The organism is Streptomyces sp. NPDC053474 (genome assembly GCF_044544845.1).
Taxonomy (GTDB): domain Bacteria; phylum Actinomycetota; class Actinomycetes; order Streptomycetales; family Streptomycetaceae; genus Streptomyces.
The window spans coordinates 456,069-480,121 of the sequence record NZ_JBITXV010000001.1 but is presented as its reverse complement, the minus strand read 5'-3'; the positions used below and the strand labels follow the sequence as shown (position 1 = coordinate 480,121).

Below are 24,053 nucleotides of genomic sequence, written 5' to 3'. Positions count from 1 at the left end.
TCCTGTCACAGCCGTACGGTCTCCGTCGTGCCGTCCGCCCAGGCCGCCAGGGGAGTGAAGCCCTGATGGCCGCACTCGCCGAAGACGGTGAGCGGGGCGCCTCCGGAGAGGGCGACCAGGCGCCAGAGGCCGGAGCGGGACGCGGCGGACGGGGAGATGGGCAGGGCCGAGTCGCCGTCCGCGTCGGCCAGTTGCCATTCGGCGTCAGGCTCGCTGCCCCGGCCGGAGGCGCGGGCCGGGACCGGTATCACCCGGGCCAGGGTCGTCGGCCACGCGTCCAGCCACGGGTCGTCGCGCAGCGCCTCGCCGTAGCGGGCCGTCGCCGCTGCCGGGGGCAGGCCCGGCGGGCGGTGCGTGGTGGGGACCGGGGCGGTGAACTGCTCGCCCAGGTCGGCGCGGAGCCCCTGTGCCGCCGGGTCGACGGCGTACGGAACCAGCTCGGCGTCCAGGGCCAGGCCGACCGGCAGGCTGAGGGCGGGGGCGCGGCCCGCAGCCCCGTACGACAGGAGCAGGGCCGTGCGCCCGGACCGCTCGCCGTACACCCACACGCGGCGCGTGGTGAGCTTGCTGTCCGCCGTGTCGTACTGGGCGAGGACCTGCCACATGTCCCGGACCGGCGCGCCCCGGGCCGGTGCGGGCAGGCCGACGCGGGAGCGGACCGTGGCCGCCAGCGGGGCGGGCAGCCGGTCGCGGTGCAGCCAGCCCGAGGCGAGCAGGTGCAGCAGGGCGCACTCCTCCAGGAGCCGGGCGGGCCAGCCGGACCCCGAGGAGGGTATGGCGCCCAACTCCCGCACCCGCGCGGCCAGTCCCGGGGCCTGGGCGTCGACCATGCGGGCGGCCGTCTCCTCCCACAGGCCGTACCCCGACTGCTCGGCCGTGGCAAGGCCGCCGCGCAGCAGGTCGGCCAGGCGGCGCTCCAGCTCCGTCGCGCCCGCCGTGACGCGTTCGGCCCGGCGCTCCGCCCGCTTGCGGGCCGCCTGTGGGTCGGCGGCCGTTCGCTCCGGCGCCGCGTCCGGATTTCGCTTCGTCTCCGCTCTGGCGCGCCGCGAGTCCAGCCACTGCCGTGCCCAGTCCGGTGGCGCGGCGCCGTCCGGCACCGCGTCCGCCGGGCCTTCAGAGCCCGCCGCGCCGCCCGGCCCCGCCGCGCCGCTCGCCCCCGCCCAGAGCAGCAGCAGCCCGAGCGCGTGCTTGCAGGGGAACTTGCGGCTCGGGCAGCTGCACTTGTACGCGGGGCCCGCCGGGTCCGCCACGTCGATCACCGTCTGGTACGGCTTGCTGCCGCTGCCCTTGCACAGCCCCCACACCGCCCCCTCGCCCGAACTGCCCGTCTGCGACCACGGCCCGGCGCCGCCGAGCCTGCTTCCCGCCTTGCGTGACGATGCGTCAGGTGCCAGTGCCAGCACCTGGTCCGCCGTCCAGCGCACCCCCTGCTGAGTCATGTCGTCGACGGTAGGTCCCGCCACTGACAATCAACCGCGAGGACGGAATCCATGCAGGTCAGAGGCCTGCCGGGGGCGATTGTCAGTGGCGTGGTGCACCGTGGAACCACATCGCGGCCGAGCCGTCGGCGAGGCCGCGTCGTTGCCGACGCATGCGCGCTTCGGGTGGCTCGCGCATGCCCGAGCTCGAGGGGGGACCACCATGACCGTTTCCGTGGAACCGACCGGCACACGCGCCGCGTCCAGGAGGCCCGCGGAGGGCGGCGGCGAGCACGCGACGCAGGAGCTGCGGCCGCACGCCGAGGACGCCTTCGCCGCCGAACTCGCCGCGCTCGCCGCGCAGGACGACCGGCCGCGCCCGGCCCGCTGGCGGCTCTCGCCCTGGGCCGTGGCCACGTATCTGCAGGGCGGCACGCTGCCGGACGGGACCGTCATCACGCCCAAGTACGTGGGCCCGCGCCGCATCGTCGAGGTCGCCGTCACCACGCTCGCCACCGACCGCGCCCTACTGCTGCTCGGCGTGCCCGGCACCGCGAAGACCTGGGTGTCCGAGCACCTCGCCGCGGCGGTCAGCGGCGACTCGACGCTCCTGGTGCAGGGCACGGCGGGCACGCCCGAGGAAGCCATTCGCTACGGGTGGAACTACGCGCGGCTGCTCGCCCACGGCCCCAGCCGCGACGCGCTCGTGCCCAGCCCCGTGATGCGCGCCATGGCCGAGGGCATGACGGCCCGGGTCGAGGAGCTGACCCGCATCCCCGCGGACGTCCAGGACACGCTGATCACGATCCTGTCGGAGAAGACCCTGCCCATACCGGAGTTGGGCGAGGAGGTGCAGGCCGTCCGCGGCTTCAACCTGATCGCCACGGCGAACGACCGCGACCGCGGGGTCAACGACCTGTCCAGCGCCCTGCGCCGCCGCTTCAACACCGTGGTGCTTCCGCTGCCGGAGAGCGCCGACGCCGAGGTCGACATCGTCGCGCGTCGCGTCGACCAGATCGGGCGCTCCCTGGAGTTGCCCGCCGCGCCCGACGGCATCGACGAGATCCGCCGCGTCGTCACGGTCTTCCGCGAGCTGCGCGACGGCGTCACGGCGGACGGCCGTACGAAGGTCAAGTCGCCGAGCGGCACGCTCTCGACGGCCGAGGCGATCTCCGTGGTCACCAACGGCCTCGCGCTCGCCGCGCACTTCGGGGACGGCGTGCTGCGCCCCGGTGACGTCGCCGCGGGCATCCTCGGCGCGGTCGTACGGGACCCGGCGGCGGACGCGGTGGTCTGGCAGGAGTACCTGGAAGCGGTCGTGCGCGAGCGTGACGGGTGGAAGGACTTCTACCGCGCGTGCCGCGAGGTGAGCGCGTGAGCACCGGTAGGGGGCGGGCCGGCGGGCCGCTGCTGCTCGGGGTGCGGCACCACGGCCCCGGCTCCGCGCGCGCGGTGGGGGCCGCGCTCGACGCGGCGGCGCCGGGCGTGGTCCTGATCGAGGGCCCGCCGGAGGCCGACGACCTCGTACGGCTCGCCGTGGACGAGGACATGCGGCCGCCGGTGGCGCTGCTCGCGCACGTGGTGGACGAGCCGGGCCGGTCGGCGTTCTGGCCGCTCGCGGAGTTCTCGCCGGAGTGGGTGGCGATCCAGTGGGCCGTGCGGCGGGGGGTGCCGGTGCGGTTCATGGACCTCCCGGCCGCGCACACGCTCGCGCACCGCGACGAGGAGCGGGACGAGCCGGGGCCGGGCAGGGGGGACCCCATCGGCACGCTCGCCGACGCCGCGGGGTACGACGACCCGGAGCGCTGGTGGGAGGACGTCGTCGAGCACCGCGGGGCGGGCGCGGACCCGTTCGCCCCGTTTGAGGCGCTCGGCGAGGCCATGGGGGCGCTGCGCGAGACACCAGGCAGCGGCGGTGAGGGCCGTGACCTGCTGCGCGAGGCGTACATGCGGCTGCAAGTGCGGGCGGCCCAGCGGGAGTTCGGGGGCGAGCGCGTCGCCGTGGTGTGCGGGGCGTGGCACGTGCCCGCGCTGCGGCAGCGGACGACGGTGGCCGCGGACCGGGCGCTGCTCAAGGGCCTGCCGAAGGTCAAGGTCGACATGACGTGGGTGCCCTGGACGCACCGCCGCCTGGCCCGCAGGAGCGGGTACGGGGCGGGCATCGACTCGCCCGGCTGGTACGGCCATCTGTTCGGCGCGCCCGACCGGCCCGTGGAGCGCTGGCTGACCAGGGTCGCGGGGCTGCTCAGGGAGGAGGGCAGGATCGTGTCGTCCGCGCACGTCATCGAGGCGGTGCGGCTCGCCGACACGCTCGCCTCGATGCGGGGGCGGCCGCTGGCCGGGCTCACCGAGACGACCGACGCGGTACGGGCCGTGATGTGCGACGGCTCGGACGTGCCGCTCGCCCTGGTGCACGACCGGCTCGTCGTCGGCGACGTACTCGGCGAGGTGCCGGAGTCCGCCCCGGCCGTGCCCCTCCAGCGGGACCTCGGCCGCCTCCAGCGCAAGCTGCGGCTCAAGCCGGAGGCGCTGGAGCGGGAGGTGGAGCTCGACCTGCGCAAGGACACCGACGCGGCGCGCAGCAGGCTGCTGCACCGGCTGCGGCTGCTCGGTGTGGGCTGGGGCGAGCGGGTGCGGTCGCGCGGCAGCACCGGGACGTTCCGGGAGACCTGGCGGCTGCGGTGGGAGCCGGAGCTGTCGGTGCGGGTCGCCGAGGCGGGGGTGTGGGGCACGACCGTGGTGAGCGCCGCGACCGCCAGGGCGGAGGCGGACGCGGTGGGCGCCGAGGCCCTCGCCGACGTCACGGCCCTGGCGGAGCAGTGCCTGCTGGCCGAGCTGCCGTCGGCCCTGCCGGTGGTGATGCGGGTGCTGGCCGACCGGGCGGCCCTGGACGCGGACGTGGGGCACTTGGCGGAGGCGCTGCCCGCGCTGGTGCGGTCCCTGCGGTACGGGGACGTGCGCGGCACCGACACCGGGGCGCTGGGGGAGGTGGCGCTCGGGCTCGTGGAGCGGGTGTGCGTGGGGCTGCCGTCGGCCTGTGTGGGGCTCGACGCGGAGGCGGCCGAGCGGATGCGGGAGCGCGTGGACGCGGTGCACGGGGCCGTGGGGCTGCTGGGGTCGCTGGCGGCTTCGACCGCGTCCCGCCCTGCGGGGGCCGGTGTGCGTGCGCGTTGGCTTGGGGTGTTGCGGGGGCTCGCGGGTGGGGAGCGGGTCGTGGGGGTTGTCCGGGGGCGGTGTGCCCGGTTGTTGATGGACGACGGGGTGCTGGCGGAGGGGGAGGCCGCGCGGTTGATGGGGCTCGCCCTGTCCCGGGGGACCGAGCCCGGGGAGGCGGCCGCGTGGATCGAGGGCTTCGTCGGCGGGGGCGCGGGCGGCGGCATGCTGCTCGTCCACGACGAGCGGCTGCTCGGGCTCGTCGACCAGTGGCTCACGGGGGTGTCGGCCGAGGCGTTCGTCGACGTACTGCCGCTGCTGCGGCGGACCTTCTCCGCGTACGAGGAAGGGGTGCGGCGCACGCTGGGCGAGCTGGTGCGGCGGGGCCCCGGCCGGGGCACTTCCCCGGCCGCCGCCGGGGTGCCCGGGTTCGCCCAGGAGCTGGACCGGGAGCGGGCGGACGCGGTCCTGCCGGTGGTGGGGCTGCTGTTGGGACTGGGCGGAACCGCGGACGATCGACTCAAGGGCGGTGGTGTCGTGTACGCAAGCGCAGACGACGGTGACGGCGACACGGGCTGGGGCGGCGGCCGCGGCGACGGCCGAGGCAACGGCTCCGGCAGCAGCCGAGCCACGGCCGTGCGGGACAACGGCCTCGTGGGGGTGGCCTGATGACACCTGAGGAAGACAGGAGTGGCGGGGCGGTCGGGGAGGCCACGGAGCGCACGCACGGTGTGAAGGGCGCGGAAGCCATGGACGTCACGGAGCGCGCGGACGATGTGGCGGCGGTGCAGGTCGCGGATGGGACGGAGGCCACGGAGGGCGTGGACGGCGCCGGGGGCATGGGTGGCGGTGTGGCCCCGGGTGGCATGGGCGGCGGTGGTGTCGGGGACGTGGTGGTGGAGGCAGAAGGTGCGGGTGGCGGGGTGGGGGAAGAGCGGTTGCGGCGGTGGCGGCTTGTGTTGGGTGGGGGTGGGGCGGACGGGACGGGGTGTGCGTTGGCGGGGCGGGACGTCGCGATGGACGGGGCGTTGTCCTCGCTCTACAACAACGGAAGAGGGAAGAAGGACCGGGGGCAGGGGCGGTCGGCGGGGCTCGGGGCGTCGGCGCCCGCCGTGGCGCGCTGGCTCGGGGACATCCGGACGTACTTCCCGTCGTCCGTGGTGCAGGTCATGCAGCGCGACGCGATCGACCGCCTCGGCCTGTCCGCGCTGCTCCTGGAGCCGGAGATGCTGGAGGCGGTGGACGCGGACGTCCATCTGGTCGGCACGCTGCTCTCGTTGAACCAGGCGATGCCGGAGGAGACGAAGGCCACCGCGCGAGCGGTCGTGCGGAAGGTCGTCGAGGACCTGGAGAAGCGGCTCGCCACCCGCGCCCGGGCCACGCTCACCGGCGCGCTCGACCGCAGCGCGCGGGTGCGCAGGCCGCGCCATCACGACATCGACTGGAACCGCACGATCGCGGCCAACCTCAAGAACTACCTGCCCGAGTACAAGACCGTGGTCCCCGAGCGGCTCGTCGGGTACGGGCGGGCCTCGCAGGCGGTGAAGAAGGACGTCGTCCTCTGTGTCGACCAGTCGGGTTCGATGGCGGCGTCCGTCGTCTACGCCTCGGTGTTCGGCGCGGTCCTCGCGTCCATGCGGTCGATCAGCACGCGGCTGGTGGTGTTCGACACCAGCGTGGTCGATCTGACGGACCAGCTCGACGACCCCGTGGAGGTGCTCTTCGGCACCCAGCTCGGCGGCGGCACCGACATCAACCGGGCGCTCGCGTACTGCCAGTCCCGGATAGCCCGCCCGGCCGACACGGTCGTGGTCCTGATCTCCGACCTGTACGAGGGCGGGATACGGAACGAGATGCTGAAGCGGGTCGCGGCCATGAAGGCCTCCGGCGTGCAGTTCGTGACGCTGCTCGCGCTGTCCGACGAGGGGGCGCCCGCGTACGACCACGACCACGCGGCCGCGCTCGCCGCCCTCGGCGCGCCGGCGTTCGCCTGCACCCCCGACCACTTCCCCGAAGTGATGGCCGCGGCGATCGAGCGCCGACCGCTGCCCATACCGGAGAGGAGTAGTACTCGTCGGTAAGGGGGTGCGCGGCCGTTCGCGGGCGGGATGGCGGGGGTGGTGTGCGGGACCTCGCGGGGGCGGCGCGCCGTGCGGCGGATGATCGCGGGAGCGAACGGGTGGGGCCCGTCGAGAGCGCTGTCGGCGGGGCCCGCCCGGGCCCGGAGGCCGTGAGGGGCCGCGCCGAGGGGGCGCTCGGGGCCCGCACGCCTACCACGCCGGGCACGATCTGTGACCGTCATCACCGCGCAAATGTGATCTGCGATTTAGGGACGCACGTCCCACGGCGATAACCTGCGAGACGGACATGCCGCGTACCGGACTCTTCGGCTACGCCTCCCTTGTGACAGCGCAGTCACGTTGCCCTTCGCGGCACGCCCACGCAGAGCACGCAGAGACTGAAGCCGCTAGCGACAGCGGCGCGAGATCACTGAAAAGGGACGGACGCGCGTGGACCTGTTCGAGTACCAGGCGAGGGACCTCTTCGCCAAGCACGGTGTACCGGTGCTGGCCGGTGAAGTCATCGACACGCCTGAGGCGGCGCGCGCGGCGACTGGGCGCCTTGGCGGCAAGTCGGTAGTGAAGGCGCAGGTGAAGGTGGGCGGCCGCGGCAAGGCCGGCGGCGTGAAGCTGGCGGCGACGCCGGACGAGGCCGTCGCTCGCGCCACGGACATCCTCGGCATGGACATCAAGGGCCACACGGTCCACAAGGTGATGATCGCCGAGACGGCCCCGGAGATCGTGGAGGAGTACTACGTCTCCTTCCTCCTGGACCGCACCAACCGCACCTTCCTCTCCATCGCCTCCGTCGAGGGCGGCATGGACATCGAGGAGGTGGCGGCCACCCGCCCGGAGGCCGTCGCCAAGACCCCGATCGACGCCAACAAGGGCGTGACCCCGGAGAAGGCGCGGGAGATCGTCGAGGCCGCCAAGTTCCCGGCCGAGGTCGCGGACAAGGTCGCCGACGTCCTGGTGACGCTGTGGGACACCTTCGTCAAGGAGGACGCCCTCCTCGTCGAGGTCAACCCGCTGGCCAAGGTCGCCTCCGGTGACATCCTGGCCCTGGACGGCAAGGTGTCCCTGGACGCCAACGCCGACTTCCGCCAGCCGGAGCACGAGGCCCTGGAGGACAAGGCCGCAGCCGACCCGCTCGAGGCTGCCGCCAAGGCCAAGGACCTCAACTACGTCAAGCTCGACGGCGAGGTCGGCATCATCGGCAACGGCGCGGGTCTGGTCATGTCCACCCTCGACGTCGTCGCCTACGCCGGTGAGGCCCACGGCGGCGTGAAGCCCGCCAACTTCCTGGACATCGGTGGCGGCGCCTCCGCCCAGGTGATGGCGAACGGCCTGGAGATCATCCTCGGCGACCCGGCCGTCAAGTCCGTCTTCGTCAACGTCTTCGGCGGCATCACCGCCTGCGACGAGGTCGCCAACGGCATCGTCCAGGCGCTCGCGCTCCTGGAGGAGAAGGGCGAGAAGGTCGAGAAGCCGCTCGTCGTCCGCCTCGACGGCAACAACGCCGAGCTGGGTCGCAAGATCCTCTCCGACGCCAACCACCCGCTGGTGCAGCGCGTGGACACCATGGACGGCGCGGCCGACAAGGCCGCCGAGCTCGCGGCTGCGAAGTAAGGGACGAGGACCAAACAGCCATGGCTATCTTCCTCAACAAGGACTCCAAGGTCATTGTCCAGGGCATGACCGGTGCCACGGGCATGAAGCACACCAAGCTCATGCTGGGTGACGGCACGAACGTCGTCGGCGGCGTGAACCCGCGCAAGGCGGGCACCACGGTCGACATCGACGGCACCGAGATCCCGGTCTTCGGCACCGTCGCCGAGGCGATGGAGAAGACGGGCGCCAACGTCTCCGTCCTCTTCGTGCCGCCGGCCTTCGCGAAGGCCGCCGTCGTCGAGGCCATCGACGCCGAGATCCCGCTCGCGGTCGTCATCACCGAGGGCATCGCCGTCCACGACTCCGCCGCGTTCTACGCGTACGCCGTGGAGAAGGGCAACAAGACGCGGCTCATCGGCCCGAACTGCCCGGGTCTGATCACCCCCGGCCAGTCGAACGCGGGCATCATCCCGGGCGACATCACGAAGCCGGGCCGCATCGGCCTGGTCTCGAAGTCCGGCACGCTCACGTACCAGATGATGTACGAGCTGCGGGACATCGGCTTCTCGTCGGCCGTCGGCATCGGTGGCGACCCGGTCATCGGTACGACGCACATCGACGCCCTGGCCGCGTTCGAGGCCGACCCCGACACCGACCTGATCGTGATGATCGGTGAGATCGGCGGCGACGCCGAGGAGCGCGCGGCGGACTACATCAAGGCCAACGTGACCAAGCCGGTCGTCGGCTACGTCGCGGGCTTCACCGCGCCCGAGGGCAAGACGATGGGCCACGCCGGCGCCATCGTCTCCGGCTCCTCCGGTACGGCCGCCGCGAAGAAGGAGGCCCTCGAGGCCGCCGGGGTGAAGGTCGGCAAGACCCCCACCGAGACGGCGAAGCTGGCCCGGGCGATCCTGGCGGGCTGACCTCCACGGTCCACAGAAGCGGGCCCGCACCCCTGACGGGGGTGCGGGCCCGCTTCTGTGCCTAGGAGGCCTTGGGGGTGAGGCGCTCCGGGCCGGGGTGGGGCGCCGACCGCAGCTTCTGCTTGAGGGTCTCGTCCTCGGGGGTCAGGGGGCCCGGGCCCATGCGCGGGGGGACGCCGCTGATGGCCTTGCCCGCGGGCACGGGCGGTTCGTAGCGGGTGGGGGCCGTGCGCAGGGTCAGGGCGGTGGCGGTGACGATCAGCGCGGTGAAGGCGATGGCGGCGCGGGTCCACAGCCGGGCGCGGCGTTCGCTCGCGGTGCGGACGCGGGCGGGGCGGGGGACGACGAGCCGCTCCGCGCCGCCGAGCGCGGTCAGCCGCTCGGCCAGGTCCCCGGGCCGGTCGGCGAGGCCGAGGTCGGGCAGGCGCGCGGCCACCGTCCCGCGGGCGCTGAGCAGTCGGCCCGCCGCGGTCGGGGTGCTGGCCTCCGTCTCGGCGGCGGTCTCGGGCAGGTCGAGCCCGACGCCGTCGTAGAGCATCAGGGTGCGGCGCTGCGCGGGCGGCAGGCCGAGCAGGGCGTCGAGGACGGCGCGGTCACCGGCGTCGGCGGGCGGCGCGTCGGGGTGCCGCAGGCCGGGGCGGAAGCGGTGCCAGGGGGACAGCGCGTATTCGTGGGCGGCCGCGCGGACCCAGCCCGCCGGGTCGCGGTCCACGGCGACCTCGGGCCAGCGCTGCCAGGCGAGCTGGAAGGCGCGCTCGACGGACTCGGTGGCGAGGGCGCGGTGGCCGGTGAGGGCGTAGGTCTGGCGGAGCAGGGCCGGGGCCGTGCGGGCGCAGAGGGTGTCGAAGGCCTCTTCGGCGGTGGCCGGGGGCGCGGGTTCCGCCTGCTCGTCGGCGGCCGGGGCGTCGGGGGCCGGGGTGTCGGGAGGCGGGGCCGCGGATTTCGCGAGGGACTCCAGGAGCTTCGCGTAGGCCGTACGTCTGCTGCCGCGGGGCTCGGTGCGGCCGGACTCCCAGGAGCGGACGGTCTCGCGGGTGACGCCCACGAGGGCGGCGAGCTCGGCCTGGCTCAGCGGCTTCGCCTCGCGGAGCCTGCGGCGTTCCTCGGGGGGCGGCAGGGAAGGGGATCCCTCCTGCTCGGACGGGGCCGAGAGCTTGGGGGAGGCCGGGCTCTGGGTCATGGCTCGTCGTCCCGCCGTACGAAAAAGAACATAAACGTATCTTGGGCGACACATCCGGTATTCGCCTGTTACGCCGCGAAAGCGCGTGTCGTTGGGAGCATGGCGGGGTGACTCACCTCACCGACTCCGGCTCGTGGCCGCCGCCGCAGGAACAGCCGAACGCGTCTGCCGTGGCGGAGCGGACGCATGACGGTTCGTCAGGGCTCGCCACGGGAGTCCTGGGCGGGGCGATCGCGGCGGGGCTCGGCCTCGGCGCGTTCGCGGTCCTGGTGATGGTCCTGTGGATCAGTTCGCCGTACCCGGACAGCGGGCCCGACGGGGCGCTGCACGTCGCCGCGTCGCTGTGGCTGCTCGCGCACGGCACGGAGCTGATCCGCACCGAGACGCTGTCCGGGGCGCCCGCGCCGGTCGGCGTGACCCCGCTGCTGCTGCTCGCCCTGCCGTGCTGGCTGCTGCACCGGGCCGCGCGGGACGCGGCGGATCCGCAGGGGCGCGCGATGGGGGTGCGGGCGGCGTGGTGGGGCGTGGTCGCGGGCTACCTCCTGGTGGGGTCCGCGGCCACGCTGTACGCGGCGGGCGGTGAGCTGCGGCCGTCGTGGCCGAGCGCGGTGGGGCACGTGTCGGTGCTCGCGGTGGCGGCGGCGGGTTCGGGGGTGTGGACGGCGCACGGGCGGCCGCGGGGGCCGTTGCCCGGGGTGGTGACGCGCGCCGGGGAGCGGCTTCCCGCCGGGGTCCGGCGCCTCTTCGTACGGGACCGGGTGCGGGCCGCCTGCCGGGCGGCGGCGGCCGGGACGGTGCTGCTCGTGGGCGGGGGCGCGCTGCTCGTCGGGGTGTCGCTGGTGCTGCACGGCCCTCTGGTGCGGGGGTCGTTCCTCGAGCTCACGGGGGTGTGGTCGGGGCGGTTCGCGGTACTCCTGCTCGCGCTCGCGCTGCTGCCGAACGCGGCGGTGTGGGGCGCGGCGTACGGGCTCGGGCCCGGGTTCGTCCTCGGTACGGGGACCGTGGTCGGGCCGCTCGGCGCGGGGGCGGCGCCGCTGCTGCCGGAGTTCCCGCTGCTCGCGGCGGTGCCGGGGGCCGGGGGCGGGTCGCCGGTCACCTGGGCGGTGGGGGTGGTGCCGGTGGTGGCCGGGTGCGCGGTGGGGTGGTTCGTGGCGGGGGCGGCGGCTCCCGCGTACGGGGAGCGGGAGGAGGCGTGGTCCGCGGGGCGGACGGTGCTTGTGGTGCTGGGGGCGGCGGTGGGGTGCGGGGGTGCGTGCGGGGTGCTCGCGGAGGCGGCCGGGGGCGCGATGGGGGTGGGGGAGCTTGCGGAGTTCGGGCCTGTGGGGTGGCTCACGGGGGTTGCGGCGGGCGCTTGGGTGGGGGGTGTGGGGGTGCCGGTCGCGCTGGGGGTGCGGGGGTGGCGCGTACGGGGCCCTCGGGCCGGGTGGGGACGGGTCCCTCGGGCCGGGCGCCTGGCGGGCCGCCTCCGCCCTTGGCCCCGCCGGGCCACGCCCCCCGAGGCTTCCCTGCCTGGGGCTTCCCAGCCGGGAGCCTCGCTGCCCGGGGGTGCCCACCCTGGGGCTTCCCTGCCCGGGGCTGCCCGCCCTGGGGCCGCCCTGCCTGAGGCCGCCCACCCTGGCGCCTCCCTGCCTGGAACTTCCCTCCCCGGGACCTCCATGCCTGAGGCCGCCAGCCCTGGGGCCCCTCTTCCCGGGGCCTTCCTCTCTGGGCCTTCGGCGCCCGGGGGCTCCTCTTCTGGGGGCTCCTCGTCGGGGCTTGCCGTCCCTGGGGAGCCCTCCGAAGCCGGGTTCTCCGGGCCTGAGCCGTCCGATTCGGAGGCTTCCGTGCCTTCCGGATCCTTCGAGCCCTTGGCGGAGGAGCCGCCGGGCCCGCCGTCGCTCTTCGAGCCGTACGACTTCCTGCCGGAGCGCGACGAGGGCCCTCCGGGCGGAACCGGAACCGGAACTGGAACGGGAACCTGAGCCGGGGCTGAGGCCAGGGCCTGGTTCAACGGTTGCTCGGCGCCTGGGGCTGTGCCCACCCTTCCCCAAGCTCTCGGCTTCGCTCGAGCAGGGGATGCCCCACTCGCCCTGCGGGACGATTGCCCACAGCGGTGGGGGTGGGCCTTGGGCTGGGCGGAGCCCCGTGGCGCGGGGTGGGCCCGCCGCCCGCCCCCCCCGGGGCGTTGGGCCTGGGGACGCCGTGCCTGAGGCCTCGGGTGGCGAGGCTGGGGTGATTCGGGTGGGTGGGTGGGAAAGGCCGTCGCGGTAGCGGCGGAACTACCCACCGGGCGGTGGCGCTCCGCGTCGGGGCCCAGCCTCGCAAGGCAGGGGAGTTCCGGGCGGGCGGGTGGGAGAGCCCCCGCCGCGGTAGCGGATGGGGCGGAGGGCGCCGCCCGCCAGGCCTCGGCAGCGCAGGGGCAGGGCTCCACGCGTCGGGGCCGGTCCTGGGGGAGGGCAGGGCCGAGGGCAGGCCGGGCAGAGGGCCGGGCAGGGTGCTGGGCGGGGGCCGACCCGGGGGCAGGGGCAGAGGGGTGGGCCGGGCCCGGGCCGGGTCAGGCCGGGGCGGGGCCGGGCGTGGGGCCGGGGGTTAGTCGCGGTCGGTTAGGAGGGGGCGGAGTTGCTTCGGGAGAAGGTCTTCGCAGGCCTGCTGCGAGGCCCCCGTGAGCGCGTCGTCGCGACAGGTGTAGTAGTCCCGGTAGATGAGCTGCGCTCCGAACGTCGCGAGGACCATGACCAGCGCCAGCGACGCCGTCACCAGGCCACTGATGGCCGCCGTGGTCTGGGGCCGAGACCCGCGGCCCTGCGGCTCGGGCGGGGCCGCGCCCGCGGCGGTCGGGTCGGGGCGCCGCGGCTTGGCCCGCAGCGCGCTGATGGCCCAGTACATGCCGAGCGCGCCGAGCAGCAGCGCCACGTAGTCCCAGCCGAAGAGCGCGAAGAAGAAGGCCCACATGCCGGAGAGCAGCGCGTAGCGCGCGCGGCGCTGGGCGGGGTCGGTCGGGTCCCAGCGCAGCCCGCCCTGGCCGTTCTGCCCGCCGGAGCCGTCCTGGCCCTGGCCGCGCGGCCGGTCGCCGAAGCCGCCGGAGGAGCGGCCGGGCTGCTGGTCGCTCCACTGGCTGCCCCACGGGGAGCCGTGGCCGCCGGAGCCCTGCTCGTCGGAGCCCGAGCCGCCCGGATGCCGGGGGCGCCAGGGCTGCTCGGGCGCGCCCTCGGGCGGCGGCGCGAACGGGTTGTCGTCCTGCGCGGAGCCCTGCCCCCCAGAGCCCTGCCCGCCGGAGCCCTGCCCGCCAGAGCCCTGGCCACCCGAGCCCCGGCCGTCGCGCTCGTCCTCCGGCGCCGGGGACGAGGCGCCCGGCCGCCCCTCCCGGAGCAGCACCGCCCCCGGGCCGGGTGTCGAGCCGTGGCGCCCGTCGTGCGTCGGTCCGTACGCGGACGCGAAGGGTGGCGTGAGGCGGAGGCTGCGGTCCGGCATCAGGTGTGCGTCTTCCCCTTGTATAGAGCTCTGGCACAGAGCGCTGGCGGTGCTCTGCGGCCCGGCTGTGCGGAGCCGGGCAACTCGGTGGTGGAGCTAGGCAACTAGGCGTTCGGGCGGCTGCCCCCACAGACGCTACCTTCCGGCCGCGCCCCCGTCCCGTGAGGGGCCGCCGGGTGTGCCGGTATCGTTGCTGACGGTCGGCCGCTTCGTAGAGTTCCCCGTATCGGGGGATGCGAAGCCTTCGTACGACCGTACAAAGAGCACTCCCGAGAAAGGGCCCCGTCGTGGCCAAGGCCAAGCGCCTCGTCGTGCTGGTCTCCGGATCAGGCACGAATCTCCAGGCACTGCTCGACGCCATCGCGGAGCACGGAGCCGACGCCTACGGCGCCGAGGTCGTGGCCGTCGGCGCCGACCGCACCGGCATCGCGGGCCTGGAGCGCGCCGAGCGCGCGGGCCTGCCGACGTTCGTGTGCCGGGTGAAGGACTACGAGAGCCGGGAGGCCTGGGACGCCGCGCTCGCCGAGGCCACGGCCGCGTACGCGCCGGACCTGGTGATCTCCGCCGGATTCATGAAGATCGTCGGCAAGGAGTTCCTCGCGCGGTTCGGCGGGCGCACGGTCAACACGCACCCCGCGCTGCTGCCCAGCTTTCCGGGGGCCCACGGCGTCCGCGACGCGCTCGCGTACGGCGCGAAGGTCACCGGCTGCACCGTCCACTTCGTCGACGACGGCGTCGACACCGGCCCGATCATCGCGCAGGGCGTGGTGGAGGTCAGGGACGAGGACGACGAGAGCGCTCTGCACGAGCGCATCAAGGACATCGAGCGAAGCCTGCTCGTCGACGTCGTGGGACGCCTCGCCCGCGACGGCTACAGCATCGAGGGACGAAAGGTAGTTATCCCGTGACCGCCGAAGGTACGACGCCCCAGACACCCCCCAGCACCGCGGGGGCCGACCAGCGGCCCATCCGCCGCGCGCTGATCAGCGTGTACGACAAGACCGGCCTGGAAGGCCTCGCGCGTGGCCTGCACGAGGCCGGCGTCGAGCTGGTGTCGACCGGGTCGACCGCCGCGCGGATCGCCGCCGCGGGCGTCCCCGTCACCAAGGTCGAGGAGCTCACGGGCTTCCCCGAGTGCCTGGACGGCCGGGTCAAGACGCTGCACCCGCGCGTGCACGCGGGCATCCTCGCCGACCTGCGTCTTGAGGCGCACCGCAAGCAGCTCCAGGAGCTCGGCGTGGAGCCGTTCGGCCTGGTCGTGGTGAACCTCTACCCGTTCCGCGAGACCGTGGCGTCCGGCGCGAGCGTCGACGAGTGCGTCGAGCAGATCGACATCGGCGGCCCCTCGATGGTCCGCGCCGCCGCCAAGAACCACCCGTCGGTCGCCGTGGTCACGAGCCCCTCCCGGTACGGCGACCTGCTCGCCGCGGTCCGCGCGGGCGGCTTCGACTTCGCGACGCGCCGCGCGCTTGCCGCCGAGGCGTTCCAGCACACGGCCGCGTACGACATCGCGGTCGCCAACTGGTTCCTGGAGACCGCGCCGGAGGCCGACGAGCGCTTCCCGGCCTTCGTCGGCGCCGCCTTCGACCTGAAGAACCAGCTGCGCTACGGCGAGAACCCGCACCAGAAGGCCGCCCTCTACACCGATGGCCGCGGCGGCCTCGCCGAGGCGGAGCAGCTGCACGGCAAGGAGATGTCGTACAACAACTACACGGACACGGACGCCGCGCGCCGGGCCGCGTACGACCACGACGACCCGTGTGTGGCGATCATCAAGCACGCCAACCCGTGCGGCATCGCGATCGGCGGCAACGTGGCCGAGGCGCACCGCAAGGCGCACGCCTGCGACCCGCTGTCCGCGTTCGGCGGCGTCATCGCCGTCAACCGGCCGGTGACCAAGGAGATGGCGGAGCAGGTCGCCGACATCTTCACCGAGGTCATCGTGGCGCCGGACTTCGAGGACGGCGCCCTTGAGGCCTTGACCAAGAAGAAGAACATCCGCGTCCTGCGCGCCCCGCAGGCGCCCGCCGCGCCCGTCGAGGTCAAGCCGATCGACGGCGGCGCGCTGCTCCAGGTCACCGACCGCCTCCAGGCCGACGGCGACGACCCCGCCAGCTGGACCCTCGCGACCGGTGACGCGCTGTCCCCGGGCGAGCTTGCCGAGCTCGCCTTCGCCTGGCGCGCCTGCCGGGCGGTGAAGTCCAACGCGATCCTGCTCGCCAAGGACGGCGCCTCCGTCGGCGTCGGCATGGGCCAGGTCAACCGCGTGGACTCCGCGAAGCTCGCGGTCGAGCGCGCGGGCGAGGAGCGCGCCCGCGGCGCGTACGCCGCGTCCGACGCCTTCTTCCCCTTCCCCGACGGCCTGGAGGTCCTGACCGCCGCGGGTGTCAAGGCCGTGGTCCAGCCGGGCGGTTCGGTCCGCGACGAGCTGGTGGTGGAGGCGGCGAAGAAGGCGGGCGTGACGATGTACTTCACGGGCACGCGGCACTTCTTCCACTGAGCCCAGACGGGCGAACGGCGCGGGCGCCGCACCCCTGCGAGGGGGTGCGGCGCCCGCGCCGTGCACGTACCGGCTCAGCCCTTGATGACGACCGTGCCGCACACCTTGTCGGCGAAGCACTGCTTCTTGTCGTCCCACAGCGGCCACAGGTAGCCGATGTAGCAGGGGATGCTGTCGAGGAAGTGCGCGAGCTTGCGGACGAAGGCCATGCCGAAGCCGAGGAAGCGGCCGTCGGCCTCGCGCAGGACGCGGATGCCGACGACGCGCTTGCCTATCGTCTGGCCGGTCTTGCCCTCCAGGTGGATCTGGTAGAAGCCCATGAAGATCGTGTAGACGAGGGCGGCCACCGAGACGAGGGAGGCGCCCGCGGTCATGTCCTCGCCGCCGATGCCGACGGCGAGCCCCACGATCAGGTACAGCGGCGCGATCGTGATCAGGCCGTCCAGCAGGGTCGCGCCCACCCGCAGGCCCCAGTGCGCCAGCTCCGGGCGGCCGTCGTGGCCCATGCCGTACCCCGCCGCTTGCGGGTACGCGCCGTAGGGCGCCTGGCCGGGCTGGGGCTGCGGGTACGGGGCGTAGTGCTGCCCGGGGTAGCCGCCCTGCTGCGGCGGGACGCCCTGGGGGGCCTGCTGCGGGTAGCCGTATCCGGGGCCGTGGCCGGGCTGCTGGGGCTGCTGGCCGTAGGGGTTGGGCGGCGGCGTGCTCATGCTGGGGTGTTCCTCCGGTCGGAGCGGGGAGTGCGGGGACGTCACGGCACGCACGGAGGAACGTTCACAGATGCGTCGGTCCCCCCGACACCGGCCGCGGCACTGTGGTGCTCATCGTTCTTCAGCGCCCGCTTGTTTGTCCAGCCGCGTTCACCGAGCGTTGTGCGAGTGCAACGCGACTGCGAACGCGGCAGCGTCCGGGTGCCCCGGATTGGTCCGCGGGCGTGCTCATCCGGGAGGATGGGAACATGACCGCCCAGATTCTCGATGGCAAGGCCACCGCAGCAGCGATCAAGTCCGAACTGGCCGCCCGTGTGGCGGCCCTGAAGGAAAAGGGCGTCACGCCCGGACTCGGCACCATCCTCGTCGGCGAGGACCCCGGCAGCCAGAAGTACGTCGCGGGCAAGCACCGCGACTGCGCGCAGGTGGGCATCGCCTCCATCCAGCGCGAACTGCCCGCGACCGCCTCGCAGGAGGAGATCGAGGCGGTGGTCCGCGAGCTGAACGAGGATCCGGCCTGCACCGGCTACATCGTGCAGCTGCCGCTGCCCAAGGGCATCGACGAGAACCGCGTCCTGGAGCTGATGGACCCGGCCAAGGACGCGGACGGGCTGCACCCGACGAACCTGGGCCGCCTCGTCCTGAACGAACCGGCGCCGCTGCCGTGCACGCCGTACGGGATCATCCGGCTCCTTCGGCAGCACGACGTGGAGATCAAGGGCGCGGAGGTCGTGGTCGTCGGACGCGGCGTCACCATCGGGCGCCCGATGCCGCTGCTGCTCACCCGCAAGTCGGAGAACGCGACGGTGACGCAGTGCCACACCGGCACCCGTGACCTGGCGTCGCACCTGCGCCGCGCGGACATCATCGTGGCCGCCGCGGGCGTGCCGCACCTGGTCAAGCCGGAGGACGTGAAGCCCGGCGCGGCCGTGCTCGACGTCGGCGTGTCCCGGGACGAGAGCGGGAAGATCGTCGGCGATGTGCACCCCGGCGTCGCCGAGGTCGCCGGATGGCTGTCGCCCAACCCGGGCGGCGTGGGCCCGATGACGCGCGCCCAGCTCCTGGTGAACGTGGTCGAGGCCGCCGAGCGCGGTGCCGCGGGCTGAGCCGGGAGTGGCCGCCATGAGTGCTGACGCCAAGGACGGGACCGGCGCCGGGGCCGGGACGGGAACCGAGGGGCCGGAGGCCGGGGCTTCCGGGGAGCCGTCGGAGCAGCCCACCGCCAAGGGCACGGTGAGCGCCCCCGGGCCCGACGGGGTGCCGCGCAAGACGTCGCGGCGCTTCCCGCTGTTCACGCGGGACACCGCGCGGCCCGAGGGCGGCGGCCGGGCCGCGCCGGGGGACGCGCCCGCGCCCGCGCGGCAGTGGCCGCTGCTCGTGGTCGTGTCGGTGGTCGCCCTCGGGCTGCTCCTGACCGCGTTCGACGTCTTCCGGGTGGGGACGATACTGGTCGGGCTCGGGCTGCTCGCGGGCGCCGTGATGCGCTGGACGCTGCCGGGCGTCGGCATGCTGGCGGTGCGCTCGCGGTTCACCGACATGGTGACGTACGGGATCCTCGGCCTCGCCATCGTGCTCCTCGCGATGATGGCGCAGCCCGATCCGTGGCTGGTGATCCCGTTCCTGGACGACACGCTGCACTTCACGATCAGCAGCTAGCCGGGCGCGCGCGGCGGCCCGGTCGCGCGGCCCGGACACACCGACGGCCCGTACTCGCCAGGAGAGTACGGGCCGTCGGCCGTGGGGCAGGGTGGTGCTCGCGGCCGAGGGCCCGTTCCCCCGTGCGCGCCCCCGTGCACGAAGCCTCGACCTCAGTGGTCTGTGTCGCTGCCGCTCTGGCTGCTGCTGTGGTGTGCTGTTGTGGTGTGTCGTTGTGAGGTGCGGACCTGCTCGCTGTTTCCCCCCGCCAGCAGGTCCGCGCCTCCTTCCCCCGTGCGCGCCGTGTCGTCTGGGCGACTCGGGCGGTGGTGCTGAAGCAAGAAACTACGGGCGGCGGGTGCCCCGCGTCGTCCTGTCCGAGGTTGACGTTCGGCTACGCCGCAGGGCGCAGCTGCCCGTCAGCTACAACTTCCGCGGTACGACGACGGGTTGACGTGGCTTCGCGAGACGCGCGTTACGCTGCGGCGATGCGACTCCGCCCGTTCACCGCCGACCTCCTGCTCGCACTCGGGCAGGTCGTGGCGCTGGTGCTGATCGGGCCGAGCGCGAACGGCATAGGGTTCACCCCGCTCGACGCGCGGGGCTACGGGCTCGGCGTGCTCGTCATCCTGCCGACGCTGGCCCGCTCCAAGGCGCCGATCACCGTCTGCCTGGTGACGTACTGCGTCTGGGTCGTCTACATCATCGCGGGCTACTGGCCCGTCGTGACGTCCTTCGGGCCGCTGCTGTGCCTCTACACGGTCTCCCTGCTGCGGCCGACGCGGGTCTCCGGTGTGCTCGCGGTCCTGCTCGCCGCCCTGTGGGCCTTCGGCTCCCTGCTGACCATGGACGACTCCTTCATCCCCTCCGTCGTGGCCCAGTGCATCTGCTTCAACGGCATGGTGTGGCGCATGGGCTATCTGGCGCGCCGCTCCGCCGAGCTCGCCCGCAGGACGCGGGCCGAGCACCAGGAGAAGGCCCGCCACGCCGTGGTGGAGGAGCGCGGCCGCATCGCGCGGGAGCTGCACGACGTGGTCGCCCACCACATGTCGGTGATCTCCGTGCAGGCGGGCCTCGCGAAGTTCGTCTTCGACTCCGACGCGAAGACCGCGCGCACCGCGCTCGGCACCATATCCGGCACCAGCGCCGAAGCCCTTGAGGAGATGCGGCGCATGCTGCGGGTGCTGCGGGCGCAGGAGGACGGCGAGGAGGCGCCGGACGCCCCGATGCCGGGGCTCGCCCGCATCGGGGAGATGACGGAGCGGGTCAGGGCGGGCGGCGTGCCCGTGGAGTTCCGGGTCGTCGGGACGCCCCGGCCCATCGCGCCCGGCGTGGAGCTGTGCGCGTACCGGGTGGTGCAGGAGGCGCTCACGAACGTCTTGAAGCACGCGCGGCAGGCGAGCGCCGTCGTCGAACTGCACTATCACCGCGACCACATCGAGGTCTCCGTCACCGACGACGGGGAGGGGGTGATTCAGGCCAGAGTGGGCCGAGGGCGGGGACATGGCTTGATTGGCATGCGTGAGCGGGCCAAGCTCTACGGCGGAACGATCAGCATAGGGCCGCGCAGCACCGGGGGGTTCGCCGTCAGGCTGACTCTGCCCACGTCCGCGCGGGCCGCACCGCCGGGAGACGACACCACCGAATGACCCCACACATCAGGGTGCTTGTCGTGGACGACCAGTTCCTCATCCGCGCCGGGCTCGTCGGTGTGCTGCGGGCCGCGTCCGGCATCGAGGTGGTCGGCGAGGCGGGCGACGGCGCGGAGGCCGTGGAGCTGGCCGCGGCGACCCGGCCCGACGTGATCCTCATGGACATCCGGATGCCCGGCATGAACGGCATCACGGCCACCGAGCGCATCCTGGCCGCGGCCCCCGACCCGGCGCCGCGCGTCCTGGTCCTGACCACCTTCGACCTCGACGAGTACGTGTACGGGGCGCTGCGCGCGGGCGCGTCCGGGTTCCTGCTCAAGGACTCGGGGCCGGAGCGGCTGCTGGCCGCGGTGGCGGCGGTGGGCAGCGGCGACGCGCTGTTCGCGCCGAGCGTCACACGCCGACTCGTGGAGGCGTTCGCCTCGCGGCCCGGGAGCACCCCGCTGGTGGGGGCCGAGTCGCCGCCGGGCCTTGAGTCCCTGACGGGCCGGGAGCTTGAGGTGCTCCGGCTGATAGCGCGCGGCCTGTCGAACGCCGACATAGCGGACCGCCTGTACATCAGCGAGGCGACCGTCAAGACGCATCTGAACCGCACGATGAACAAGCTGGACATCGACAGCAGGGCCCAGGCCGTGGTGATGGCCTATGAGTCGGGCCTGGTCACCCCGGGCGACCAGGCCCTCTGACCCGTCGATCAGCAGGTCACGGTCTTGTCGTAGGAGCCGAAGGGCCAGCTGTGGCGCGCCCAGGCGCGGTGCTTGAGCGAGTGGCAGCGCGAGTCGGGGCCGTGCTTGACGACGATCTTCACGCGCATGACGCGGCCGCAGTTGTTGGTGGCGGTGGCGGAGCGCCCGTTGACGGACCGCTGGACGCAGGCGGGCGCGGTGCCCTGCGGGGCGGCCTCGGACCGGACGACGGCGGCCGGGCCCCGGTCGGGCGCGGCGGCCGCGTCCGGGCTGAGGGCGAGGCCGCCGCCCAGGAGGGCGGTCGCGGCGAGGCCGAAGGCGGCGGCCCGGACGCGGGTCCGGGCCCTGCGGCCCCAGCCGGTGTCCGAGGTGCCGGACGGTATGCGTGAGGTGCTGGTCATGGGTGTTCTCCCCCGTGGATGTGGTGCCGCGAGATGCGGTGTTCTCGACTGTGCCGAGCGGAATCGGTCAACAGCGAGAGCGGCTGGTCCCGGTGGGTGTCCTTGGGATGTCCCACCCGCTGAGCTGCGGCGGAGCGTCGGCCGGGGGCGCGGGCGTGGGACGTGGGACGCGGCGGAAGTGGCTTGTTCGAACGCGTGAAAAGGCCGCCGGGGAACTGGAATTGGTGCATCCGCCGTCTTTCGGAACACAAGGGGCGATGCGCCCGGGGAACCTTGCGACGCGTCCGGGGGACACCATGCCGCGTTGGAAAGAGCTGCCCGCGCAGCTGGGAGAGCAGGAGCGCCAGCTCCTCGTCCAGTTACGGCGGATGAAGGACCACAGTGGGCTCAGCCTGGCGTCGCTCGGCGCCAAGACGTCGTACAGCGGCTCCTCGTGGGAGCGGTATCTGAACGGCAAGAAGCCCGTGCCGCGTGCGGCGGTCGAGGAGCTGGCGCAGGTGTGCGGCGCGGATCCGACCCGGCTGCTCGTCCTGCACGAGGTGGCACGGGCTGCGGACGGGCCCGAGGAGCCGCGGGACAGCGGGGCCGAGGCGGCGGAGCCCGCGGCCGCCGCCGGGCCGGTGACACGTGCGAGTGAGCCGCCCGGCCCGCCGGGCCCGGCCGCGCCGCCCGCGGGGCGCACCGTGCGGCTGCGGTCCGCGCTGGCCGCCCTTGTGCTCGCGGTGGCCGTCGCGTTCGCGGGCGGCCTGCTCGCCGGGTGGGCGTTCACGGAGGACGAGGGCGACACGGGGCGCGGCGTGTTCTCGTACGCGCAGAGGCGGACGTACTCGTGCGAGGAGGGCCGCGCCGACGGCGTGCGGTACGCCGGGTACGCGACGACGGCCACCGCGATCCTCGACCGGGGGAGCAGCGGCTGGGAGGTCGTCGAGGTGCAGTGCCTGCTGAGGGCGCACGGCTTCGGCGCCGGAAAGGTCGACGGGGCGTACGGCGACGGGACGAAGGCCGCCGTCAAGCGCTTCCAGCGCGCGCGGGACCTGGTGGCCGACGGGATCGTCGGCCCGGACACCTGGGGAGCGCTGCGCAAGTGAAGGGGCGCGGGGAACGGGGCGGGCCGTCGGCTCCGCCGCCCGCGTGTCTGCCGCTGGCCGAGGCCCTGCGGGAGCTGCGCGAGCGCACGGGGCTGAGCCTGGAGGCCCTCGGCCGCAGGACCGCGTACAGCAAGTCGTCCTGGGAGCGGTACCTCAACGGCAAGAAGCCCGTGCCGCGCACGGCCGTCCTCGCGCTGTGCGCGCTCGCCGACGAACCGCCGGGCCGCCTGCTCGCGCTGTGGGACCTCGCGGACGCGGCGTGGAGCGGGCGGTCGGCGCGGGGGGACGGGGCGGGCGAGGGGGACCGGCCCGCCGCAGGCCGGGCGGCGGAGGCCCCCGGCACGCTCCTCGGTCCTGCCGGTCCTGCCGGTCCTGCCGGAGCCGCGTGGGGCGGGGCCACGGGCGGGCGGCGCCGCTGGACCGTGCTCGCGCTCGGGATCGCCGCCGTCGCGGTGGTCGCGGGCGGTGTGACGGCCGGGCTCGCCGCCACGGGTGAGGGCGACCGGCGGAGCCACGTGGCGACCGAGCCCGCGCCCGGTCCGTACGAGCCGCGCTGCGTCGGCGCGGCGTGCGAGGGCGAGCAGCCGCAGCGGATGGGCTGCGGCGGGCCGGGGCAGGTGGTGTCGCTCGCCACCCGCTCCTTCGCCCCGGGGCGCCGGGTCGAACTGCGCGTGGGCAAGGCGTGCGACGCGGTGTGGGCACGGGCGACCGGGCTCCTTCCTGGCGACCGCGTGGTGGTCTCGCTGCCGGGCGCGCGGGCGAAGGAGGTGCGGGCGGACGAGGCCGGGGACGCCCGTCGGTATCTGGCCACGTCCATGACGGCGCTCAAGGGCGCCGACCCGGCGTCGACGCGGGTGTGCGTGACGTTCGCGAGCACCGCGAAGAAGACCTGCTTCTCCGGCTGAGTACCAAGAAGCACCAGCTCGAAGCCGCTTCGATGGTGCAGGACGGCGCCCGTCCTCTCCCCCGTGGGAGGACGGGCGCCGCCGTACGTCCGGGAGCGGGATGCGCGCTCGCCGTGTGCCTCAAGCGTCGTGGACACGCCATCTTCGCTTCAAGGGCGGCCGGTCCCCTGTGGCACGGAAGTGACCATTCCGCAACGGTGTGCGGGGCCCGCAACGGCTGCGCGACGACCTGGCCGACAAGGCCCGTGCCGCAGGAACCAAACAGGGCTGTTCCCCCGTCACGTGACAAACCGGATAACGCAGAACCAGGGCGCGCGAGGAGGGATGGACGATGGGTGCGCGCGCGAGCGCCTGGCAGCCGCTGCCGGACGAACTGCCGTCGGAGGTGCGGGACTTCGTGGAGCGGCTGCGGCTGCTCAAGGACCGCACGGGACTGAGCCTCGTCGGGCTCGGCGAGCGGACCTCATACAGCAAGTCCTCCTGGCAGCGTTACCTCAACGCCCGACAGCCCCCGCCCCGGCAGGCCGTGCTCGCCCTGTGCCGGGTCGCGGGCGCGGACGCCGCCCGGCTGCTCGCGGCCCGGGACCTCGCGGTGCGGAGGTGGCCGCGGGGCGGCGCGGCCCCCGCGCCGGAAGCGGAACGGAGGACACCGGCCGCACCCCCGTCACCGGCTCCCGTGCGGCG

19 protein-coding genes and 1 pseudogene are annotated in these 24,053 nt (G+C 74.3%); 15 read left to right on the top strand and 5 right to left on the bottom strand.

Annotation, left to right across the window (positions count from 1 at the left end):
• Positions 1-5 precede the first annotated feature (5 nt).
• Positions 6-1,439 carry an SWIM zinc finger family protein gene (locus tag ACIG3E_RS02100; protein WP_399610092.1) on the bottom strand — a complete coding sequence of 478 codons (1,434 nt, stop codon included), beginning with the start codon at positions 1,437-1,439 and terminating at the stop codon, positions 6-8.
• Between the two features lie 202 nt (positions 1,440-1,641).
• Between ACIG3E_RS02100 and ACIG3E_RS02095 the strand changes: the two genes are divergently transcribed.
• The 5 genes from ACIG3E_RS02095 (at position 1,642) to sucD (ending at position 9,165) form a co-directional block, all read left to right on the top strand.
• A complete protein-coding gene (locus ACIG3E_RS02095) occupies positions 1,642-2,796 on the top strand; it encodes an AAA family ATPase (protein WP_399610089.1) in 1,155 nt (384 codons plus the stop codon).
• The gene (locus tag ACIG3E_RS02090; protein ID WP_399610087.1) at positions 2,793-5,240 is read left to right on the top strand and encodes a DUF5682 family protein; all 2,448 of its coding nucleotides are present in this window, start codon (positions 2,793-2,795) and stop codon (positions 5,238-5,240) included. The genes ACIG3E_RS02095 and ACIG3E_RS02090 overlap by 4 nt, the downstream gene beginning before the upstream one ends.
• 197 nt (positions 5,241-5,437) lie before the next feature.
• Positions 5,438-6,652, top strand: coding sequence for a VWA domain-containing protein (locus tag ACIG3E_RS02085; protein ID WP_399610760.1), 1,215 nt, complete (start codon positions 5,438-5,440; stop codon positions 6,650-6,652).
• 429 nt (positions 6,653-7,081) lie between these two features.
• Positions 7,082-8,260, top strand: a complete 1,179-nt coding sequence (gene sucC, locus ACIG3E_RS02080; protein WP_399610084.1) for an ADP-forming succinate--CoA ligase subunit beta — start codon at positions 7,082-7,084, stop codon at positions 8,258-8,260.
• A 20-nt stretch (positions 8,261-8,280) separates the two neighbouring features.
• Positions 8,281-9,165 carry a succinate--CoA ligase subunit alpha gene (gene sucD / locus ACIG3E_RS02075; protein WP_138961382.1) on the top strand — a complete coding sequence of 295 codons (885 nt, stop codon included), beginning with the start codon at positions 8,281-8,283 and terminating at the stop codon, positions 9,163-9,165.
• A 61-nt stretch (positions 9,166-9,226) separates the two neighbouring features.
• Here the strand turns inward: sucD and ACIG3E_RS02070 are convergent, their stop codons facing one another.
• Positions 9,227-10,345, bottom strand: coding sequence for a helix-turn-helix domain-containing protein (locus ACIG3E_RS02070; RefSeq protein WP_399610081.1), 1,119 nt, complete (start codon positions 10,343-10,345; stop codon positions 9,227-9,229).
• 107 nt (positions 10,346-10,452) lie between these two features.
• Between ACIG3E_RS02070 and ACIG3E_RS02065 the strand changes: the two genes are divergently transcribed.
• Positions 10,453-12,306, top strand: coding sequence for a DUF6350 family protein (locus ACIG3E_RS02065; RefSeq protein WP_399610078.1), 1,854 nt, complete (start codon positions 10,453-10,455; stop codon positions 12,304-12,306).
• A 607-nt stretch (positions 12,307-12,913) separates the two neighbouring features.
• Here the strand turns inward: ACIG3E_RS02065 and ACIG3E_RS02060 are convergent.
• On the bottom strand, positions 12,914-13,795 hold the full coding sequence (locus tag ACIG3E_RS02060; RefSeq protein WP_399610077.1) for a hypothetical protein: 882 nt from the start codon (positions 13,793-13,795) through the stop codon (positions 12,914-12,916).
• A gap of 233 nt (positions 13,796-14,028) precedes the next feature.
• On the opposite strand from ACIG3E_RS02060, the gene purN reads away from it, so the two are divergent.
• Both purN and purH read left to right on the top strand, forming a co-directional pair.
• The gene (gene purN / locus ACIG3E_RS02055) at positions 14,029-14,703 is read left to right on the top strand and encodes a phosphoribosylglycinamide formyltransferase (protein WP_399610074.1); all 675 of its coding nucleotides are present in this window, start codon (positions 14,029-14,031) and stop codon (positions 14,701-14,703) included.
• Positions 14,700-16,295, top strand: coding sequence for a bifunctional phosphoribosylaminoimidazolecarboxamide formyltransferase/IMP cyclohydrolase (gene purH, locus ACIG3E_RS02050; protein WP_399610071.1), 1,596 nt, complete (start codon positions 14,700-14,702; stop codon positions 16,293-16,295). Before purN ends, purH begins: the two co-directional genes overlap by 4 nt.
• A gap of 74 nt (positions 16,296-16,369) precedes the next feature.
• Here the strand turns inward: purH and ACIG3E_RS02045 are convergent, their stop codons facing one another.
• Positions 16,370-17,002: an RDD family protein gene (locus ACIG3E_RS02045; RefSeq protein WP_399610069.1), complete on the bottom strand. Its 633-nt coding sequence runs from the start codon at positions 17,000-17,002 to the stop codon at positions 16,370-16,372.
• Positions 17,003-17,250: 248 nt separating this feature from the next.
• Here ACIG3E_RS02045 and ACIG3E_RS02040 point away from each other — a divergent pair, with 248 nt between their 5' ends.
• The 4 genes from ACIG3E_RS02040 (at position 17,251) to ACIG3E_RS02025 (ending at position 20,975) form a co-directional block, all read left to right on the top strand.
• Complete coding sequence (locus tag ACIG3E_RS02040) at positions 17,251-18,108, top strand: bifunctional methylenetetrahydrofolate dehydrogenase/methenyltetrahydrofolate cyclohydrolase (protein ID WP_172385272.1); 858 nt, start codon at positions 17,251-17,253, stop codon at positions 18,106-18,108.
• 16 nt (positions 18,109-18,124) lie between these two features.
• Complete coding sequence (locus tag ACIG3E_RS02035) at positions 18,125-18,658, top strand: DUF3017 domain-containing protein (RefSeq protein ID WP_399610067.1); 534 nt, start codon at positions 18,125-18,127, stop codon at positions 18,656-18,658.
• 467 nt (positions 18,659-19,125) lie between these two features.
• Positions 19,126-20,286, top strand: coding sequence for a sensor histidine kinase (locus ACIG3E_RS02030; RefSeq protein WP_399610066.1), 1,161 nt, complete (start codon positions 19,126-19,128; stop codon positions 20,284-20,286).
• Positions 20,283-20,975, top strand: a complete 693-nt coding sequence (locus tag ACIG3E_RS02025) for a response regulator (RefSeq protein WP_399610063.1) — start codon at positions 20,283-20,285, stop codon at positions 20,973-20,975. The genes ACIG3E_RS02030 and ACIG3E_RS02025 overlap by 4 nt, the downstream gene beginning before the upstream one ends.
• An 8-nt stretch (positions 20,976-20,983) precedes the next feature.
• Here ACIG3E_RS02025 and ACIG3E_RS02020 read toward each other — a convergent pair whose 3' ends face one another.
• Positions 20,984-21,376: a hypothetical protein gene (locus ACIG3E_RS02020; RefSeq protein WP_399610061.1), complete on the bottom strand. Its 393-nt coding sequence runs from the start codon at positions 21,374-21,376 to the stop codon at positions 20,984-20,986.
• A 296-nt stretch (positions 21,377-21,672) separates the two neighbouring features.
• Here ACIG3E_RS02020 and ACIG3E_RS02015 point away from each other — a divergent pair, with 296 nt between their 5' ends.
• The 3 genes and pseudogenes from ACIG3E_RS02015 to ACIG3E_RS02005 form a co-directional block, all read left to right on the top strand.
• Positions 21,673-22,464 carry a peptidoglycan-binding protein gene (locus ACIG3E_RS02015; RefSeq protein ID WP_399610058.1) on the top strand — a complete coding sequence of 264 codons (792 nt, stop codon included), beginning with the start codon at positions 21,673-21,675 and terminating at the stop codon, positions 22,462-22,464.
• Complete coding sequence (locus tag ACIG3E_RS02010) at positions 22,461-23,369, top strand: helix-turn-helix domain-containing protein (protein ID WP_399610056.1); 909 nt, start codon at positions 22,461-22,463, stop codon at positions 23,367-23,369. Before ACIG3E_RS02015 ends, ACIG3E_RS02010 begins: the two co-directional genes overlap by 4 nt.
• A 331-nt stretch (positions 23,370-23,700) precedes the next feature.
• Positions 23,701-23,925: pseudogene (locus tag ACIG3E_RS02005) on the top strand (helix-turn-helix domain-containing protein); the annotation flags it as partial.
• Positions 23,926-24,053: the final 128 nt, after the last annotated feature.